The sequence below is a fragment of the Mesorhizobium sp. M8A.F.Ca.ET.202.01.1.1 genome, assembly GCF_004791595.1.
Taxonomy (GTDB): domain Bacteria; phylum Pseudomonadota; class Alphaproteobacteria; order Rhizobiales; family Rhizobiaceae; genus Mesorhizobium.
On record NZ_SRUN01000017.1, the window covers coordinates 102,579 to 120,155 of the forward strand.

General features: G+C 58.9%; 15 protein-coding genes and 1 pseudogene. 15 read left to right on the plus strand and 1 reads right to left on the minus strand.

The window, feature by feature from the left end:
* The first annotated feature begins 20 nt into the window (after positions 1-20).
* From EN845_RS29560 to EN845_RS29610, 11 genes are all read left to right on the plus strand, one after another.
* A complete protein-coding gene (locus EN845_RS29560; protein ID WP_126057635.1) occupies positions 21-302 on the plus strand; it encodes an acyl carrier protein in 282 nt (93 codons plus the stop codon).
* A complete protein-coding gene (locus EN845_RS29565) occupies positions 303-1,511 on the plus strand; it encodes a beta-ketoacyl-[acyl-carrier-protein] synthase family protein (protein WP_135931259.1) in 1,209 nt (402 codons plus the stop codon).
* 853 nt (positions 1,512-2,364) lie between these two features.
* A complete protein-coding gene (locus EN845_RS29570) occupies positions 2,365-2,955 on the plus strand; it encodes a NodA family N-acyltransferase (protein ID WP_024505875.1) in 591 nt (196 codons plus the stop codon).
* Positions 2,952-3,611 carry a chitooligosaccharide deacetylase NodB gene (gene nodB, locus EN845_RS29575; protein WP_126057632.1) on the plus strand — a complete coding sequence of 220 codons (660 nt, stop codon included), beginning with the start codon at positions 2,952-2,954 and terminating at the stop codon, positions 3,609-3,611. The genes EN845_RS29570 and nodB overlap by 4 nt, the downstream gene beginning before the upstream one ends.
* A 15-nt stretch (positions 3,612-3,626) precedes the next feature.
* The gene (gene nodC, locus EN845_RS29580) at positions 3,627-4,952 is read left to right on the plus strand and encodes a chitooligosaccharide synthase NodC (RefSeq protein WP_032899868.1); all 1,326 of its coding nucleotides are present in this window, start codon (positions 3,627-3,629) and stop codon (positions 4,950-4,952) included.
* A gap of 260 nt (positions 4,953-5,212) precedes the next feature.
* Positions 5,213-6,127 carry a nodulation factor ABC transporter ATP-binding protein NodI gene (gene nodI, locus EN845_RS29585; protein WP_024505873.1) on the plus strand — a complete coding sequence of 305 codons (915 nt, stop codon included), beginning with the start codon at positions 5,213-5,215 and terminating at the stop codon, positions 6,125-6,127.
* A 3-nt stretch (positions 6,128-6,130) separates the two neighbouring features.
* Positions 6,131-6,919 (plus strand): ABC transporter permease, encoded by a 789-nt coding sequence (locus EN845_RS29590; RefSeq protein WP_029356621.1) that lies wholly within the window; start codon positions 6,131-6,133, stop codon positions 6,917-6,919.
* 289 nt (positions 6,920-7,208) lie between these two features.
* On the plus strand, positions 7,209-7,970 hold the full coding sequence (locus tag EN845_RS29595; RefSeq protein WP_024505871.1) for a sulfotransferase: 762 nt from the start codon (positions 7,209-7,211) through the stop codon (positions 7,968-7,970).
* 377 nt (positions 7,971-8,347) lie between these two features.
* The gene (locus EN845_RS29600; protein WP_126063813.1) at positions 8,348-9,634 is read left to right on the plus strand and encodes a dicarboxylate/amino acid:cation symporter; all 1,287 of its coding nucleotides are present in this window, start codon (positions 8,348-8,350) and stop codon (positions 9,632-9,634) included.
* Between the two features lie 272 nt (positions 9,635-9,906).
* Complete coding sequence (locus EN845_RS29605) at positions 9,907-10,968, plus strand: LacI family DNA-binding transcriptional regulator (RefSeq protein WP_024505889.1); 1,062 nt, start codon at positions 9,907-9,909, stop codon at positions 10,966-10,968.
* A 164-nt stretch (positions 10,969-11,132) separates the two neighbouring features.
* Positions 11,133-11,936: a TIM barrel protein gene (locus tag EN845_RS29610; RefSeq protein ID WP_024505888.1), complete on the plus strand. Its 804-nt coding sequence runs from the start codon at positions 11,133-11,135 to the stop codon at positions 11,934-11,936.
* Between the two features lie 48 nt (positions 11,937-11,984).
* Here the strand turns inward: EN845_RS29610 and EN845_RS29615 are convergent, their stop codons facing one another.
* Positions 11,985-12,902, minus strand: coding sequence for a LysR family transcriptional regulator (locus tag EN845_RS29615; RefSeq protein ID WP_024505887.1), 918 nt, complete (start codon positions 12,900-12,902; stop codon positions 11,985-11,987).
* A 701-nt stretch (positions 12,903-13,603) separates the two neighbouring features.
* Here EN845_RS29615 and EN845_RS36810 point away from each other — a divergent pair.
* The 4 genes and pseudogenes from EN845_RS36810 to EN845_RS29630 all read left to right on the plus strand — a co-directional run.
* Positions 13,604-13,978, plus strand: a pseudogene (locus tag EN845_RS36810) (IS110 family transposase); the annotation flags it as partial.
* Positions 13,979-14,069: 91 nt separating this feature from the next.
* Entirely contained in the window at positions 14,070-14,594 is a 525-nt protein-coding gene (locus EN845_RS36815; RefSeq protein WP_245265439.1) for a transposase, read from the plus strand.
* 1,441 nt (positions 14,595-16,035) lie between these two features.
* The gene (locus EN845_RS29625) at positions 16,036-16,317 is read left to right on the plus strand and encodes an acyl carrier protein (RefSeq protein ID WP_126057635.1); all 282 of its coding nucleotides are present in this window, start codon (positions 16,036-16,038) and stop codon (positions 16,315-16,317) included.
* Positions 16,318-17,526 carry a beta-ketoacyl-[acyl-carrier-protein] synthase family protein gene (locus tag EN845_RS29630; protein WP_135931260.1) on the plus strand — a complete coding sequence of 403 codons (1,209 nt, stop codon included), beginning with the start codon at positions 16,318-16,320 and terminating at the stop codon, positions 17,524-17,526.
* Positions 17,527-17,577: the final 51 nt, after the last annotated feature.

Consider the following 17,577-nt stretch of genomic DNA (forward strand, 5'->3'; position numbering starts at 1 on the left):
AAAGAAAGACAGGAAACAGAATGGCCGATCAATTCGCAACGGACGTCATTGCCCTGATCAAGAAACGCGCCGAGTCGGAGAGCGGTGAGGGAATGCCTACGTCATTCGTCGGCGAGATAACAATCGCCACGGAACTGGACGCGCTCGGGTTTGATTCGCTGGGTTTGGCGGACGTCCTCTGGGATGTGGAGCAGGCCTACGGCATCAAGATCGACATGAACACGGCCGATGCCTGGTCCAATCTCAAGAATGTCGGCGACGTCGTGGAAGCCGTCCGCGGCTTGCTTGCGAAGGAGGCTTGAATGCACAGGCGCGTCGTTATCACCGGAGTGGGCGGCCTGTGCGGACTGGGCACCGACGCCGCCTCTATGTGGAAAGAGATGCGCGAAGGCCGCTCCGCCATCGGCCCGATCGCCAATTCCGAGCTTCATGACCTGGAGGGCATGACCGGCGCTGAGATCAAGGCGCTGCCCCAGCACGACATCAATCGCAAGCAGTTCGTCTCCATGGCCCGCTTCAGCTTGCTCGCCGTGCTTGCAGCGCGCGAAGCCATGCGGCAGGCCGGACTTTCCTGCGACGAGAGGAATGCCCATCGCTTCGGCGCGACAGTGGGCGTCGGCGGCTTGGGCTGGGATGTGATGGAGGAAACTTACCGGGCCCTCCTTTTGGACGGCGCGAGGCGAGTTGGCATCCTCGCTGTACCCAAAACGATGCCAAGCGCCGCCGCCGGCCAGGTGAGCTTGAGCCTCGGCTTGCGCGGGCCGGTCTTCGGGGTGACCTCCGCATGTGCCTCGGCCAACCATGCGATCGCCTCGGCGGTGGACCAGATCAAGCTGGGCCGGGCCGACGTAATGGTTTCCGGAGGCAGCGACGCACCCTTCGCATGGGGCGTGCTGAAAGCATGGGAAGCAATGCGCGTGCTTTCACCCGATACCTGCCGGCCCTTCTCCGCCGATAGGAAGGGCCTGGTGCTGGGCGAGGGTGCGGGCATGGCCGTGCTGGAAAGCTACGAGCATGCCACGAGGCGTGGTGCCACAATTCTTGCCGAGATCGCCGGCGTCGGCCTTTCCGCCGATGCCTTCCACATTGCCGCGCCATCTGTCGAGGGGCCAGCGTCGGCGATGCGCGCCTGCCTTGCCGATGCCGGGCTGAATGCCGAGGACGTCGACTACCTCAACGCGCACGGCACCGGTACCAAAAGCAATGATCAGACTGAAACGGCGGCGATCAAGCGTGTGTTTGGAAACCACGCTTATTCGATGTCCATCTCTTCCACCAAGTCCACGCACGCGCATTGCCTCGGCGCAGCGAGCGCGCTTGAAATGATCGCCTGCGTGATGGCAATCCAAGAGGACGTCGTGCCGCCGACCGCCAACTATCGCGAGCCAGATCCCGCTTGCGACCTCGACATCACACCCAATGTGCCGCGCGAGCGCAAGGTGCGCGTCGCCATGAGCAACGCCTTCGCCATGGGCGGTACGAACGCAGTTCTGGCATTCAGGCAGGTGTAGAAGCCATGCAAGACGCCTCATTTGAGGTCACCTGTCGTATCTAGCTGCTTGCCGGACCACTATGTGAAGCGAGCGCTATTGGCTGCCTCTGCGATGCGGGAATTGGCAGCGGACGTCTCACGATCAAACAGGCATCTGCTTGTAGAATTCTTTTAATCGTGAAGCGGCGCGAGTGCGCTATCCGTTGAGGTGAGCAAGGCCGGCGCCCTGGGTGAGCGCTGGTGTCGGGTGGTGGAAAGTACAGGGGGAGCTGTGTGGCCCCCTCTTTCTCGGCCTCGACGGTGTGCGAAGGAGCCTGTGCGGCGAACGGGCCGACGCCCCAGGCTCAGAACCTGGGCGAACCTAACTCCCGCCAAAGGACAGCCCAGAGCTGGATACACGAAAGAGATACTGAACCCGCGAATCAGATTCTGATCAATCGTCGTGTCTGAGCTCCGCTCGGCTCTTACGGAGATAATCGCGCGGCCCGGCAACGGCCGCGCGTGCCGCGGGCGTGAGCTTTGCGCTTCGTCAGAAGTGCCTCGAGCGTGACGACGATAATTGACCAGCCATATGGAACGCATTCGCCCAGTTATCCAAAGCGTGGATACCTTTCATCTAAACAAAGGATTTTACCGTTTTTGCTGCAGGTCCCATAGAGGCGCTTCAAGTTGGAAAGATAGGTAGTTCCCATGGTTGCGTTGGATCCGAGGAGCATCATCTGGTGTGCGGGGCGCACAAAGTCAGTCGCATCTGCATTACGGCTTGGTCTTTCGGCGGTCTCCACAAGTTACGCCCCGTTGGTGCGATGCCAATTATTTAACCAATGCTTGGACATTTATCTCAACCAGACAGCTCCAAGGTGAGGTCTTCCATGCGCCCGAATGTCGATTGGAAGTTGTGCTGGGAAAATGAGCTGCAACTGGCCGACCATGTCGAACTCTCCGACTTTTTTCGAAAGACCTATGGACGGACTGGCGCCTTCAACGCGGAGCCATTCGAAGGCGGCCGCAGTTGGGCCGGCGCGAGGCCGGAATTCCGCGCAATCGGCTACGACGCGCATGGGGTAGCGGCTCACATCGGCATGCTGCGGCGCTTCATCAAAGTTGGCGAGGTCGACTTGATCGTCGCTGAATTGGGCCTGTACGCGGTTCGTCCGGATCTTGAAGGGCTCGGAATCGGTTTTTCGATGCGCGTGGCGTACCCAGTGCTCCATCAGTTGGGTGTTCCATTCGCTTTCGGCACGGTTCGGCACGCGCTGCGAAACCATGTCGAAAGATTCTGCAGAGCCGGCCTCGCGAACATTGTGTCGGGCGTTCGCGTACGATCGACCCGTCCAGATGTGCATCCCGACCTGCCGCCCACGCGCCTGGAAGACGTACTCGTGTTGGTTTCGCCGATCGGACGCTCGATGGACGAGTGGCCGTCCGGTACCCTGATCGACCGGAACGGTCCGGAACTATGAAGCCTCTGGACTACATATGCGAAGGGCAGAGTGACAATGCCGATGGCACTGCAGAGCGCAGCGTCTATCTGACGTTTGACGATGGTCCCAATTCATTTTTCACACCGCAGATACTCAATGTGCTGGCGCAACATCAGGTGACGGCGACCTTCTTCGTTGTTGGGGCCTACGCGGCCGACGAGCCGGAACTCGTTCGCCGAATTATTACAGACGGGCACGGTATAGCCAACCACACGATGACTCATCCGGACCTGGCCAAATGCGGGTCCGTCGAAGTCGACTGCCAGATAGTTGAGGCAAACAGAGTCATAGGGATGGCTTGCCCGCAGGCCATGGTTCGGTACTTTCGTGCACCGTATGGCATCTGGACCGAAGAAGTAATCGCTGCATCAGCGGGTGCGGCATTGGCGCCCGTCCATTGGTCCATTGATCCACGCGACTGGTCTCGCCCCGGCGTTGACGCCATCGTCGACAGAGTGCTCGCCGATATCCGGCCGGGCGCAATCGTGCTGTTGCACGACGGGTGCGCTCCCGACGAATTGCAACCAGGCAATCAAGCCAGTCTGCGCGACCAGACGGTGACAGCGTTGTCACGCCTAATTCCAGAATTGCACGGCCGCGGATTTGTAATCCGATCACTTCCTCAACACCCCTGAACAAACAGAGATCCTATGGACCTTCTCACCACAGCCAGTACTGTTGCCGTTTCGTCTTATGCGGTGCTCTCGACTGTTTACAGAGGCATGCAAGCGGTCTACTCCCAACCGGAAAATGTTACGCCGCCGTCGGAAAGCTTGTTCGGATCCGACCGTTGGCCGAGCGTGGATGTCATTATCCCCTGCTACAATGAGGACCCGCGCACACTCGCGGCGTGTTTAGCTTCCATTGCAAATCAAGATTACGCCGGAACATTTCAGGTCTATCTGGTTGACGACGGTTCTGGAAATCGTAATGCCGTCATCCCGGTACATCACGCCTACGAGGGCGACCCGAGATTCAATTTCATTCTGCTCCGCGAGAATGTTGGCAAACGCAAGGCGCAGATCGCCGCCATCCGCCGCTCATCTGGAGATTTCGTGCTCAGCGTCGACTCTGACACGACACTTGCGTCCGACGTCATCACAAAGCTTGCAGTAAAAATGCGGGATTCCATGGTCGGAGCGGCCATGGGCCAGCTGACGGCATACAACCGCAGCGACACTTGGTTGACCCGATTGATCGATATGGAATACTGGCTGGCTTGCAATGAGGAGCGCGCGGCGCAAGGTCGCTTTGGTGCGGTCATGTGCTGCTGCGGCCCATGTGCAATGTACCGCCGGTCTTGTCTCCTTTCTCTGCTGGATCAATACGAGACGCAGCTGTTCAGGGGGAAACCAAGCGACTTCGGTGAAGACCGTCATCTTACGATCCTCATGCTGAAAGCAGGCTTTCGAACCGAGTACGTTCCAGGTGCCGTCGCGGCGACAGTCGTTCCGGACAAGATGGGACCTTATTTGCGCCAACAACTCCGCTGGGCACGAAGCACCTTCCGGGACACGATGCTTGCGCGAGGTCTACTGCGTGGCCTGGATCGCTATCTAACTTTGGATGTGATGGGAGAGAATCTCGGCCCATTGTTGCTCGGCATCGCGGTAGTAACGGCGCTCGGTGAGCTACTATTTTCACATACAGTAAATTGGTGGACGGTGCTGGCTATTGTCACGATGACCATAATCAGATCTACGGTGTTATCTTTCCGCACTCGGCAGCTTCGATTCATCGGCTATTCAATGCACGCGTTAATCAGGATATTCCTGTTGATCCCCTTGAAGGCTTACGCCCTGTGTACATTGAGCAATAGCGATTGGCTGTCGCGTAAAAGTGTTCCCCTGCCCAACAGGAGCACAAAGGAAATCACAAGCGCGATGCCGCTTGCCGGAGCAAATGCTGCGGGCAATTCTGGAATTGCGGAGTCACTTCATACTGCAGATCTTTCGCTCACAGCTGGTGAAGTCTGACGGCCTTGCAGCGCCGAGTGACCGAGTAAGTTGTGTCAGTCGACACGGGGTGAAGCTTTCGAGTTACCTATGGTCAGAACGGGAACTATCTGGAAGCGACACGTGGCATCTTGACGTTATTCTTTGGCGGAAGCGATACACGCGTCGCTCCGGCCGCGACTTTCCAAAGGTGCCATCTCAAGGCGGTGGCCTGCTCTGAACCAGAATTCGCAAGTAAGCTGCCGGTGGCCAATCGGACTCATTCCGCTTGAGATAGACGCATGTCCAATGTAGCAATCGACCTTACCGGCGTAACCAAATTATTCGGAAACAAGCTCGTTGTGGACGGGCTGTCCTTCACCGTTGCATCGGGAGAGTGCTTCGGTCTGCTGGGGCCGAACGGCGCAGGCAAGAGCACGATTGCGCGTATGCTCCTCGGTATGACCCGGCCTGACGCGGGTGATATAACAGTCCTCGGTCTACCAGTGCCGGCACGCAGCCGCTTGGCCCGCAAGGGCATAGGCGTGGTCCCGCAGTTCGACAATCTCGACCTGGAATTTACGGTACGCGAGAACCTGTTGGTGTTCGGGCGCTACTTCGGCATGAGTACAAGAGAGATCAACGCCGTCATCCCACGGCTCCTCGAGTTCGCTCGCCTTGAGAGCAAGGCGGATTCACGTGTCGGCCTGCTATCCGGCGGGATGAAGCGGCGCCTGACGCTGGCACGTGCTCTGATCAACGACCCCCAGTTGCTTGTGATGGATGAGCCCACGACCGGCCTCGACCCGCATGCCCGCCATCTGATCTGGGAGCGACTTCGTTTCCTGCTGGCGAGCGGAAAAACGATCATTTTGACCACCCATTTCATGGAAGAGGCTGAGCGGCTTTGTGATCGGCTGTGTGTTCTCGAGCGGGGACGCAAGATCGCCGAGGGCAGTCCTCATGCGCTGATCGACGAGTACATTGGGTGCAACGTGATCGAGATCTTCGGCGGCAATCCACAGGAGCTGATTTCGCTGATCAGACCGTACGTTCAGCGTGTCGAGGTAAGCGGCGAGACGCTCTTTTGCTATGCGCCTGAGCCGGAGGATGTGCGCATCCAGCTTCGCGGTCGAGCGGGTCTGCGTATTCTAGAGCGTCCACCCAGTCTGGAGGACGTTTTCTTGAGGTTAACCGGACGTGAGATGGAGAAGTGAGCAATGGGTGAACGTTTTGCGGCCGCTCTACCCGCCAACGCCTGGAACTGGATCGCGGTGTGGCGCCGCAATCATCTGGCATGGAAGAAGGTGGCATTTGCTTCAATGCTCGGCACCCTTGCTGATCCGATGATTTACCTTTTCGGGCTCGGCACTGGCCTTGGACTGTTGGTAGGCCGCATCGAAGGTGCATCCTACATCGCCTTTCTGGCAGCCGGCATGGTTGCGACGAGCGCGATGACAGCATCAACCTTCGAAACAATTTACGCGGTTTTCGGTCGAATGCGCGATCAGGGCACTTGGGAAGCAATCCTGCACACACAACTTACCCTCGGCGACATCGTTCTCGGTGAATTGACCTGGGCAGCCACAAAGGCCTTTCTGGCCGGTACGACAATTGCGATTGTTGCCGCCGCGCTAGGTTATGCCGCGTGGACGTCGGTTCTCTACGTGCTGCCGGTCATCGCTCTCACCGGGTTCGCCTTTGCGAGCCTGGCCATGCTCGTCATCGCGCTCGCGCCCAGTTATCACTATTTTATTTTCTATCAGACGCTTGTCATCACACCCATGCTGTTCCTTTCGGGCGCGGTTTTTCCAGTCGGCCAATTGCCAGGAGTGTTTCAGCAGATTGCGGCCTTCTCGCCGCTGGCGAATTCTATCGATCTAATCCGTCCGGTGATGCTCGGCCGCCTGGGCGACAATGTAGGGCTGCATATAGGCGCACTTTGCATGTTCGCTGTATTGCCTTTTTTTCTGTCGGCTGGACTGTTTCATCGACGACTAATGCGTTGACGCTTACCTACGCCCATCAACGAGAAGGAGGTCCGCAATGCCGGATTGCAAACTGCCCCCAGCGGCCCGGAGGCATGCGTGTGCCAGGAATCGCGAGTGGTACAACAACGCCGAAGCCGGGCGCCACCCAGCCGCTGCAGGCACGCGCCCATCTTCGCGACCACACCTCGGAGTACAGGCTGGGTGGTGAGGCGCGCGGACCCACCCGGAGCGTTCAAGCGATAGCAGCCAAGCTTCTTGTGCGCGTCCCCAGACCGTCGCGGCCATTATTTAGTTGGATACACATGCAATGACCCACAACGAACCAACTCCTGAGCCTTTTGTGATCCTTGCTATGCCAAGGACCGGAACACACTATTTAGAAGAATTGCTAAACGAGCATCCGACCGTTCTGAGTAACGGTGAGTTGCTAAACGAATATGATCCCAATTGGCCCAGCACGGATCGCCTGCTAGGCACGGATCGCGAGCTTCTTGAGCTTGCCTATGTGCGCTGCCCTATGCGCGACTACAAGAATGTGACGCATCTTGGCTGCAAGATCAATGAACCTCAGTTTCGCGAGCGTCCAGCATTCTTTGCGGAATTAGCTCGTTGGCCAGCACTCAAGGTCATCCTCGTTGTTCGCCGAAACGTATTGGAATCGCTCCGATCCTTTGTGCAGGCCAGGGAAAGCGGTCAGTGGCTGAAGTTCAGCTCGGACAACGATACCGCTCGGCCACCGAGCGTCAGGTTGTCAATCGCCGACTGTGAGGCTTATTTCAAAGCCGCCGACGACTTTCACGCTCGCGTTATGGACTCCTTCACGTCGACCAACCTGCTTGTAATGGAATACGAGAGCCTACTTCACGAACCTGCCCAATGCTTGGGAGCGGTTTGGGATTTCCTGGGCGTTCCAGCGCTTGAGCCATCAGATAACGCCATCTTGCAGCGCCAGGAAACGCGACCGCTTGATCAAACGGTGGAGAACTTTGACGAGTTGCGGATTCACTTCGCACGCGGACCTTATTCAAGATTTTTTGACCTCGGAGATTCAATGCGCTCCTACGCTTAATCGCTTGTACCGCGTGCTCTGATGGGCGTGTAGGATATCCTGCAGTTTGCGCGCATTCCGTTCCAAAACTGACAAACCAAAGTCACCAAGGCAACCGGCAGTCGATCTGCGGCGAACATCAAAGGGCACGGGCGCAAGGCGACCTGGTCAATTCCCTCTCTGATGAAGCACTTCCTCAGACGCGATCTTTGGCGAGCCTCGAGTGCAGAATTCCGGCAAGGTGGAGGGTTCCAGTGCGCAACTGCACCAATCTCGCTGGACGGGACAGGCGTCCAGTTGGCACGGCGCTTGCTCCGAGATGACAGCAGCGCTCGACCGGAGCGCAGCATGGGAGAAGGAGGAGCCCCCACCCCGATCCGGTCAGGGAGAGAGAAACGATGTTGGTTCCAAGAGTCCCCCGCGCGATCGCAGCGCCCCGCAAGCGCCATTTTGCCCGGACCTACGTGCAGGTACTTGCCGCCATGGTCCTTGGAGCCGCAATTGGCTACCTCTATCCGGAAACCGGCCAAAGCCTGAAGCCGCTCGGCGATGCCTTCATCAAAGTCATCAAGATGATTATCGCACCTGTCATCTTCCTGACAATTGCGACCGGCATTGCCGGCATGAGCGATCTGCAGAAGGTCGGCCGAGTTGCCGCCAAGGCGATGGTTTATTTCCTTACCTTCTCGACGCTTGCACTCGTTGTCGGGCTGATTGTCGCGAATATCGTTCAGCCTGGCGCCGGCCTCAACATCGATCCGGCCTCGCTCGATGTCGAAGCCGTTAAGGGCTATGTGGCCACGGCTCACGAGCAGTCCGTGACCAGCTTCCTGATGAACATCATCCCGTCAACGATTGCCAGTGCCTTCGCGGAAGGCGACATCCTGCAAGTCTTGTTCTTCTCGGTCTTGTTCGGCATTGCTCTGGCGATGACCGGAGAGACGAGCAGGCCGGTCGTTACCTTTCTCCAGGCGCTCACCGCCCCCATTTTTAAGCTCGTCGGCATTCTCATGAAGGCTGCACCCATCGGCGCCTTCGGCGCTATGGCCTTTACGATCGGCAAATACGGAATCGGTTCGGTGGCCAACCTCGCGATACTGGTCGCGACGTTCTATCTGACCGCCTTCCTCTTCGTGTTCGGGGTTCTCGGCGTGGTCTGCCGCTGCAACGGCTTCTCGATCTTTTCTCTTGTCCGCTACATCAAGGACGAGCTGCTGCTTGTCCTGGCAACGTCCTCCTCGGAGGCCGCGCTGCCCTCGCTCATGGAGAAGATGGAGAAGGCCGGCGCCGCGCGTTCGGTCGTAAGTCTCGTCATCCCTACTGGATACTCATTCAATCTGGACGGCACCAATATCTACATGACGATCGCCGCCCTCTTCATCGCGCAGGCGACGAACACAGATTTGTCAATTGCCGATCAGATCCTCCTGCTGCTAATTGCGATGCTTTCCTCGAAGGGTGCGGCAGGCGTCACCGGCGCCGGCTTCATCACATTGGCCGCTACTCTGTCTGTCGTGCCGAGTGTTCCCGTTGCCGGAATGGCTCTAATTCTTGGCGTGGACCGCTTCATGTCGGAATGCCGCGCGCTGACGAATTTAGTCGGTAATGCGGTGGCATCGCTCGTTGTCGCTCGCTGGGAAGGCGAATTGGACCAGTCCCGGATGGAAGCCGCTTTCCGCGGTTAGGGTTACATCAAACGGGCTCCCCGCAAGCAAGCAATAGCGCGACGTGTAAGTCACGGCCTTCACAGCAGTCGAATTGCCGGCCTCCAAAGAGCGCTGGAAATAGTGTACTAACGCGGAGAGTAATACAACACCATGAAGCCCCTAAGCAAACGAACGGTTCACGGAAACTCATCTGGGTCCGCATGGAGCGCTGTTCGTCGAATGCGTTATCAACCGTGGGGTGTGGTAACTATTTCAGCTTGCCGCCCCAAGCCGTCGCGGGATCGCACCGGATGACGGAGGACCGGCCGATCAGAATCGCTAGGGGAAAGCGCGTCACAATTGCCGATCTCGCCCGCGAAGCCGGAGTCAGCGTAGCAACAGTCGATCGGGTTCTGAACGTCCGCCTTCCGGTGCGAGAGGAGACCGCCCAGCGGGTCCATGCGGCCGCGCACGCGATCGGCTATCATGCTGCCGGTCTCATCAAACAGCGCTTGCAGCAGCACCTGCCGCACTACAAGCTGGGCTTCATCTTGAGAAAACCTGCCCACGATTTTTACCAAGATTTCGCTCGCAATATTGAAGAGTCGGTCAGTATGGCTAAATCCTTCCACGGCCTTCCGATCATCGAGTTCGCGCAGTCACATTTGCCGCGTGACCTGCTCCCGCTTCTTAAGGACCTTGGAAGCCGCTGCCAGGCGATCGCCATGGTGGCGGCCGATCACCCGAAAATCACAGCATCAGTCGAGGAGCTCAAGGCGAAAGGTATCCCGGTATTTTCGCTGTTATCCGACTTCGCCGATGGCGTGCGCGAGGGCTACATCGGCCTCAACAACAGCAAGGTCGGACGGACTGCCGCTTGGGTGTTTTCCAAGGCCGCAAAACGGCCCGGCAAGGTGGCGGTGTTTGTCGGAAGCCATCGCTTCCAGGCGCATGCGACGCGGGAAACGGCCTTTCGTGCCTATTTTCGTGAGAACGCGCCCAAATTCGAGGTGCTTGATCCGCTCGTGAACCTTGATGAACGGCAGCTCACTTACGAAAAATTGCTGGATCTTATGCAGCGGGAACCAGAGCTCGTCGGCTTCTATATGGCCGGCGGGGGTATAGAGGGAGCAATTTCCGCGCTCCGAGAAGAGGGGAGCGGTCAGGATCTCGTCGCGATCGTGAGTGAAATGACGCCGCAGTCACGTGGGGCGCTTGCGGATGACATCTTGACGATGGCGGTCGGCACGCCAATGCGCCGACTTTGCCAGGAGCTGATAATGGCAATGGAGCGGGCCATCAAAGCCGGCGTCGCGGAGAGCCCGGGGCAGACATTTCTGCCGTTCGACATTTATCTTCCGGAAAATATTTGACCTTGATGGATTTCTATCATGAGCGCCCATTTTCCTTTCACCGATGAAAGGAAAGCTCGATTGACTCGGCCGTCTCTGTCCGATCTGTGAACCGGCGTGGTTCCGTCTTGAAAGAAGCCGGATGCCGAAATGGCAGCCGCGCTTCATGGAAGGAAAGTCAAGCAATGCGCCAGGTATCGCCCCGCTTTGCACTCGATCACATGGCGGCGCCCCGCCTTGACGTCAGTGCGCTTTTCGCGCTTGCCCGTGACCAAGGCCTGACCGACGTCCAAATCCGTTACCCTCATTTCAGCAATCCTGTCGCACGCGGCATTCCGGCTGCGGACGTTCGGTTTGCCGCTACCGAAGCGGGCGTCACGATCATCTCTGTCAACGCCTTGCAGCGGTTCAACGACTGGACTCCAACGCGTCAGGCCGAGGCAAGCAACCTCGCCGATTATGCGACGGCGTGCGGGGCAGAGACGCTCGTGTTGGTGCCGGCCAACCGCAGCTCGTGGCCCACCAATAGCGAGCGCCAGGACAATCTTCGTTTCGCTCTAAACGAGATCAAGCCAATCCTCCAGTCGCGGGGTCTGATCGGTCTCATCGAGCCGCTGGGTTTCCGAACCTGCTCGCTTCGATCAAAGAAGGAAGCGGCCGAGGCCGTTGCCGCGGTTGATGGCCAGTCCGTCTTTCGCCTCGTGCACGACACGTTCCACCACACCCTGGCCGGGGAGACATGCCTGTTCTGCGAGCTTACCGGCCTGGTGCACATTTCAAGCGTAAACGACCCGACCTTCTGGATTTACCCCGATCGCTTTCTTGCAGGTTCCGACAATGGCAGCCAGATTCAGGCGCTGCTGGATGGCGGCTACGCGGGACCTTTCTCGTTCGAGCTGATCGAGGAAGTCCATTCTCTGGACGATCTCGCAGGCGCACTTGCCGCCAGCATCGACTTTATCCGGCGAGGGCTATTGTCGTCAAAGTAGATGGTGACAGGAGTAGTGACTATAGGTGCGCCTGAATTTTCCGAGGGTTCACAGCGGGGCAGCCATCCGAGATGCCTCCTGTATCATTATCTCCCGCATCCAGATGCTTGCCGGATCGCTATTGTGGAGGGCCGGCCATTGGAGGGTCTCGGTGAATGTGGGAAATGGCAGCGGAAGTTCGATAACCCGCAGGGGGAACGTTTTTTCGAAATGCCTGACCAGCCGTAAGGGCATGGTCGCTATACGAGCTGTGCCGGACACCATAGGTGGAATCATGCTGAAGCCCTGCACGGCGACCTCGACACGTCTCTTAAGGCCATGCTCAAGCAAAAACCATTCCTCGATAGACGGCTTCATCGTACGCCCGAACCTGACCGCGACGTGCCTCATCGACATGTATCTCTCGAATGTAAGCTGCTGTGGCAGCTGCTTGTTTGTGGGACAGCCTACGCACACGAGCTTCTCGTCAAACAGCGCAATGCTTGAATGCACACTCGACGTGAACATATCCGGTAGAATTAGAAAATCGACGTCACCGCGCCGGAGAAGCTCATCGGGGCTATCGTCGACAGGCAGCAGTTCGAAGCTGACGGCGGGGGCTTCCCGTGAAATACGCTCCACAAGCTTTTCGAAAAACACGAGCGTGACGAAATCGGAAAGAATGATCCTGAAGAGGCGATCGGCTCGAGCTGGGTCAAACGGATCCGAAGAAATAATCGAGCACTGGATGTGCTGGAGAGCGTCGCGAACTGCGGGGGCAAATGCTGCCGCACGCGGGGTTAGAAATCGTTCGCGACCTCTTATCGTAAACAGTTCATCGCGGAAATAATCGCGCAGTCGGGCGACGGCCGCACTCATGGCGGGCTGACTCAAGTTGATCCTGCGTGCCGCCGCCGAGAGATTACGCTCCGTCAGGAGTGCGTCGAGCACAACGAGGAGATTTAGATCAAGTCCTTTGAAACGCATGTCATCAGCCATCCATGGGATGGATGCCTTTAACCGAAACAAACGACTTTAACAATTTAGCATTCTTGCAATCTTTTGTCGCAAAAAGTTTATGATGGATGACGTTAAGGTCCGACATATGAGCCGCGTGATCTGCCGAAGCGAGCAATCGTTCGTACTGTGCAGGTCAGAGATTGGCAGTTTGAAACGCCGGGCCGATGGCGCCGGGCTATCAACCAGCGTCTTCGGCGGCCCCGACCTAGCTGGGCGTGGAATCTAATAGGGTGCACCTTTCCAGTCCGAGGCGACTGATGGGCGGTTTGATCCTAAGCTGCCGTGAGGCCTGTGCCAATTGTATCGGCGAGCCAATGCAGCAGTCCGGCAGCGTTTTTGAGAGCTGTTGTAGGCTCGGCCTAAGCCCATTGGCGCAAGCCTATCTGAACGAAGCGCTTGGCCTTGCCGCTATCCGGTATGTGATCTGTGGTGTCTTCTCGTCCTGCTGTTCTTGTTTTGGAACGCCCTTATGGTGAGCCCATCCGGGACGTGGGGCACCGGGAGCACAAAGGTGCAGGCAGGCCGTCAATAGACCGTGGGCTGAGAGCCCGAGCTCGTTACATGGCCGCCCCTGGCGACTTTCCCGGATGCGCTGCGAGCGCGGATCAGTAGATGTCGTGTTGCCCGCCAGCTCCCGTCTTTGACCGAGCCAAGAAGGAGGAACGGGCATGCTTATCATCGGACTGGATATTCACCGCGCCTTCGCCGAAGCAGTGGCATGGGAGGAGGGCAGGCTCAGGCGACTCGGCCGCGTCGACATGCGGCGCGATCTGCTGGCCGCGTTCGCCGCGAAGCTGTCGCCGAACGATATCGGGGTGATCGAGGCCACCGGCAGCGCGACGTCCGCTGCAGCTGTGGTTGCGCCGCATGTGAAGAAGGTGGGGATCGCCAAGCCGAAACAGGTGTTTATCGTTGCCTATGCCAAGATCAAAACGACGATCGACGCCGACGTTCTTGCGCAGCTCTATGCCAGCGGCTTCTTGCCAGAAGTCTGGATTGCGGACGAGCCGACGCAGGCTCTGCGTCGACAGGTGACACGGCGCAATCAGATTGTCCGACAGAGATCTCGATTGAAGAGCGTCATCCAGTCGATCCTTCATAGCCACCTGATCCGTCCTGCCCGCATGCCGACCTGTGCGGCGCCAAGGGTCGGACCTGGTAATCGAGCAGGTCGTACCGCAGGACGAGCGCCTCGCGATCGATGGGCATCTGCGCGAGTTCGACCGATTGGGCGAAGACCTCCAGGTCATCGAACGCGATCTTGTCCGCTCGGCTCTCGAGGATGAAGGCGTGAAGCGGCTGATGACCATTCCCGGCGTCGACATCACCGTCGCGCTGGCGATGAAGGGCGGCGATCGGCGACGTGTCGCGCTTCGACGATCCGCAGAAGCTCGTGACCTATCTCGGGTTGAACCCAAGCGTCCAGCAGTCCGGCCAGGTCCGGCCTACCATGGGCGGATCACCAAGCAGGGCCGTGGTCATGCGCGCGGCATGCTCGTCGAGGCGGCCTGGGCGGCCGCTCGTGCTCCCGGACCGTTGCGAGCCTTCTCCCTGCGGCGTGCGAGCCCGGCGCGGACAGCATGTCGCGGCCGTGGCAACCGCACGCAAACTCTCTGTCGTGATCTGTCATCTGTTGAGAAGGGCGAGAGTTACGCGTAGGCTCGACCCTCCCTGCATGCCAAGAAGCTTGCGCGATGTGGAACTCAAGGCCGGGAGCAAGGCTGTGCGCGGCCAAAAGGGAGCGCACGCCTACAACATAAAGAGCCACCGGGAAGAAGAGCGCCGCTGGGTGGAGCAGGCCGAGGGCGCCTATGCACGCCTCGTTGCCGGTTGGAACCCACGAGGTCCGAAGAGGGTAGGCACGGATGCCGCAAACGAGGCGCGACGATAGAAGCTGCGCGGCAGGGCTCTCATCTCGGACCCTGCTCTTCGCCACGCGGTCGTCCGTGCGCGACAGGAGAATAGCGCAGATTTATCAAAAAGGCTCTTGTCGATCACATCAGTGGTCTTGGGCGCTGTACGGCCGGGTGAAGACTTTGCAGGTGGCGCGGAAAGCGTTTGACCTGTAGCGAAGCAATTGTCGTCATTACGCGCTCGACCCGGGCGCCCAGCTTGGCATAAGGGCTACGTGGCCTCAGGAAGCGTCGTCGCCAATGCAGACCATGGACGAATTCCCAGCCGATGCCGAGATGCCGGTCGACCGTGCCTGTCGCCGTCCGGTGATGCGATGCCCCCGAGCGGATGAGTTCGCCCCGGAAGCTCCCGGTCACGACGCACGGGTTCGGGTTCCAAGGCGCTCAGTTTTGTTCGCGCCCAATCGGTGTAGGACGCGGCAGAAATACGAGCGTGACGAAATCGGAAAGAATGATCCTGAAGCGGCGATTCGGTAGAGCCGGGTCAAACTATCCGACGAAATAAACGAGCACTGGATGGGCGGGAGAGCGTCGCGAACTGGAGGGCAAGAGCTCCCGGACGCAGCGTTAAGTTTGAATACCTCCGCGGACATGGTCGCGAGCTTATCGCGCAAATAATCGAGCAGCCGAGCGCCGGCCGCACTCATGACCGGCTGGGCTCGGTTAATCCTGCATGCCGCGCCCATGAGGTTGCGCTCTGTCGGGAGTGCGTCGAGCACAACGACGAGATGTAGTTCACGATCTTTGAAACGCGTGGTCAACTATCCAAAGTGTGGATGCCTTTCATCGAAACAAACGATTTCATCAATGTTCTGGAATCCTGCATGGGCAGAAGCACCTGACGCACACCGATGCCCCCACTGCCTCATGGCGTGGCGAGCGTCTTAAGAAACCGCCCGAAAGGAGATTTTTCATGCGCTCTACCGGGCAGTGGAGTGCTGGGAAAGGGAGTTGCAACTGACCGGGTCCGACTTCTTCCGAGCCTATGGACAGACTGGGAGACGCGCACGGTGTAGCGGCTCACATCGTCATACTGCACCTACGCCACACACCGGCCGGACCTGATCCGGCTTTATGAGCATTGGGCTTTGTCAGTTGCCCAAGCGTGATGGCTTTCGCGACGCGGCGCGCCTCAGGAACTGAGCCGCGTCCAGGTCGAAACGCGGGAAAGAAAGACAGGAAACAGAATGGCCGATCAATTCGCAACGGACGTCATTGCCCTGATCAAGAAACGCGCCGAGTCGGAGAGCGGTGAGGGAATGCCTACGTCATTCGTCGGCGAGATAACAATCGCCACGGAACTGGACGCGCTCGGGTTTGATTCGCTGGGTTTGGCGGACGTCCTCTGGGATGTGGAGCAGGCCTACGGCATCAAGATCGACATGAACACGGCCGATGCCTGGTCCAATCTCAAGAATGTCGGCGACGTCGTGGAAGCCGTCCGCGGCTTGCTTGCGAAGGAGGCTTGAATGCACAGGCGCGTCGTTATCACCGGAGTGGGCGGCCTGTGCGGACTGGGCACCGACGCCGCCTCTATGTGGAAAGAGATGCGCGAAGGCCGCTCCGCCATCGGCCCGATCGCCAATTCCGAGCTTCATGACCTGGAGGGCATGACCGGCGCTGAGATCAAGGCGCTGCCCCAGCACGACATCAATCGCAAGCAGTTCGTCTCCATGGCCCGCTTCAGCTTGCTCGCCGTGCTTGCAGCGCGCGAAGCCATGCGGCAGGCCGGACTTTCCTGCGACGAGAGGAATGCCCATCGCTTCGGCGCGACAGTGGGCGTCGGCGGCTTGGGCTGGGATGTGATGGAGGAAACTTACCGGGCCCTCCTTTTGGACGGCGCGAGGCGAGTTGGCATCCTCGCTGTACCCAAAACGATGCCAAGCGCCGCCGCCGGCCAGGTGAGCTTGAGCCTCGGCTTGCGCGGGCCGGTCTTCGGGGTGACCTCCGCATGTGCCTCGGCCAACCATGCGATCGCCTCGGCGGTGGACCAGATCAAGCTGGGCCGGGCCGACGTAATGGTTTCCGGAGGCAGCGACGCACCCTTCGCATGGGGCGTGCTGAAAGCATGGGAAGCAATGCGCGTGCTTTCACCCGATACCTGCCGGCCCTTCTCCGCCGATAGGAAGGGCCTGGTGCTGGGCGAGGGTGCGGGCATGGCCGTGCTGGAAAGCTACGAGCATGCCACGAGGCGTGGTGCCACAATTCTTGCCGAGATCGCCGGCGTCGGCCTTTCCGCCGATGCCTTCCACATTGCCGCGCCATCTGTCGAGGGGCCAGCGTCGGCGATGCGCGCCTGCCTTGCCGATGCCGGGCTGAATGCCGAGGACGTCGACTACCTCAACGCGCACGGCACCGGTACCAAAAGCAATGATCAGACTGAAACGGCGGCGATCAAGCGTGTGTTTGGAAACCACGCTTATTCGATGTCCATCTCTTCCACCAAGTCCACGCACGCGCATTGCCTCGGCGCAGCGAGCGCGCTTGAAATGATCGCCTGCGTGATGGCAATGCAAGAGGACGTCGTGCCGCCGACCGCCAACTATCGCGAGCCAGATCCCGCTTGCGACCTCGACATCACACCCAATGTGCCGCGCGAGCGCAAGGTGCGCGTCGCCATGAGCAACGCCTTCGCCATGGGCGGTACGAACGCAGTTCTGGCATTCAGGCAGGTGTAGAAGCCATGCAAGACGCCTCATTTGAGGTCACCTGTCGTATCTAGCTGCTTG

Bases quoted from the DNA above. Each gene is read 5' to 3' on its own strand.
- EN845_RS29625 (WP_126057635.1), top strand. From the start codon at position 16,036: ATGGCCGATCAATTCGCAACGGACGTCATTGCCCTGATCAAGAAACGC.
- EN845_RS29630 (WP_135931260.1), top strand. From the start codon at position 16,318: ATGCACAGGCGCGTCGTTATCACCGGAGTGGGCGGCCTGTGCGGACTG.
- nodB (WP_126057632.1), top strand. From the start codon at position 2,952: ATGAAGCCTCTGGACTACATATGCGAAGGGCAGAGTGACAATGCCGAT.
- EN845_RS29605 (WP_024505889.1), top strand. From the start codon at position 9,907: ATGACGGAGGACCGGCCGATCAGAATCGCTAGGGGAAAGCGCGTCACA.
- EN845_RS29610 (WP_024505888.1), top strand. From the start codon at position 11,133: ATGCGCCAGGTATCGCCCCGCTTTGCACTCGATCACATGGCGGCGCCC.
- EN845_RS29595 (WP_024505871.1), top strand. From the start codon at position 7,209: ATGACCCACAACGAACCAACTCCTGAGCCTTTTGTGATCCTTGCTATG.
- EN845_RS29565 (WP_135931259.1), top strand. From the start codon at position 303: ATGCACAGGCGCGTCGTTATCACCGGAGTGGGCGGCCTGTGCGGACTG.
- EN845_RS29570 (WP_024505875.1), top strand. From the start codon at position 2,365: ATGCGCCCGAATGTCGATTGGAAGTTGTGCTGGGAAAATGAGCTGCAA.
- EN845_RS29600 (WP_126063813.1), top strand. From the start codon at position 8,348: ATGTTGGTTCCAAGAGTCCCCCGCGCGATCGCAGCGCCCCGCAAGCGC.
- nodC (WP_032899868.1), top strand. From the start codon at position 3,627: ATGGACCTTCTCACCACAGCCAGTACTGTTGCCGTTTCGTCTTATGCG.
- EN845_RS29590 (WP_029356621.1), top strand. From the start codon at position 6,131: ATGGGTGAACGTTTTGCGGCCGCTCTACCCGCCAACGCCTGGAACTGG.
- EN845_RS29560 (WP_126057635.1), top strand. From the start codon at position 21: ATGGCCGATCAATTCGCAACGGACGTCATTGCCCTGATCAAGAAACGC.
- EN845_RS29615 (WP_024505887.1), bottom strand. From the start codon at position 12,902: ATGCGTTTCAAAGGACTTGATCTAAATCTCCTCGTTGTGCTCGACGCA.
- nodI (WP_024505873.1), top strand. From the start codon at position 5,213: ATGTCCAATGTAGCAATCGACCTTACCGGCGTAACCAAATTATTCGGA.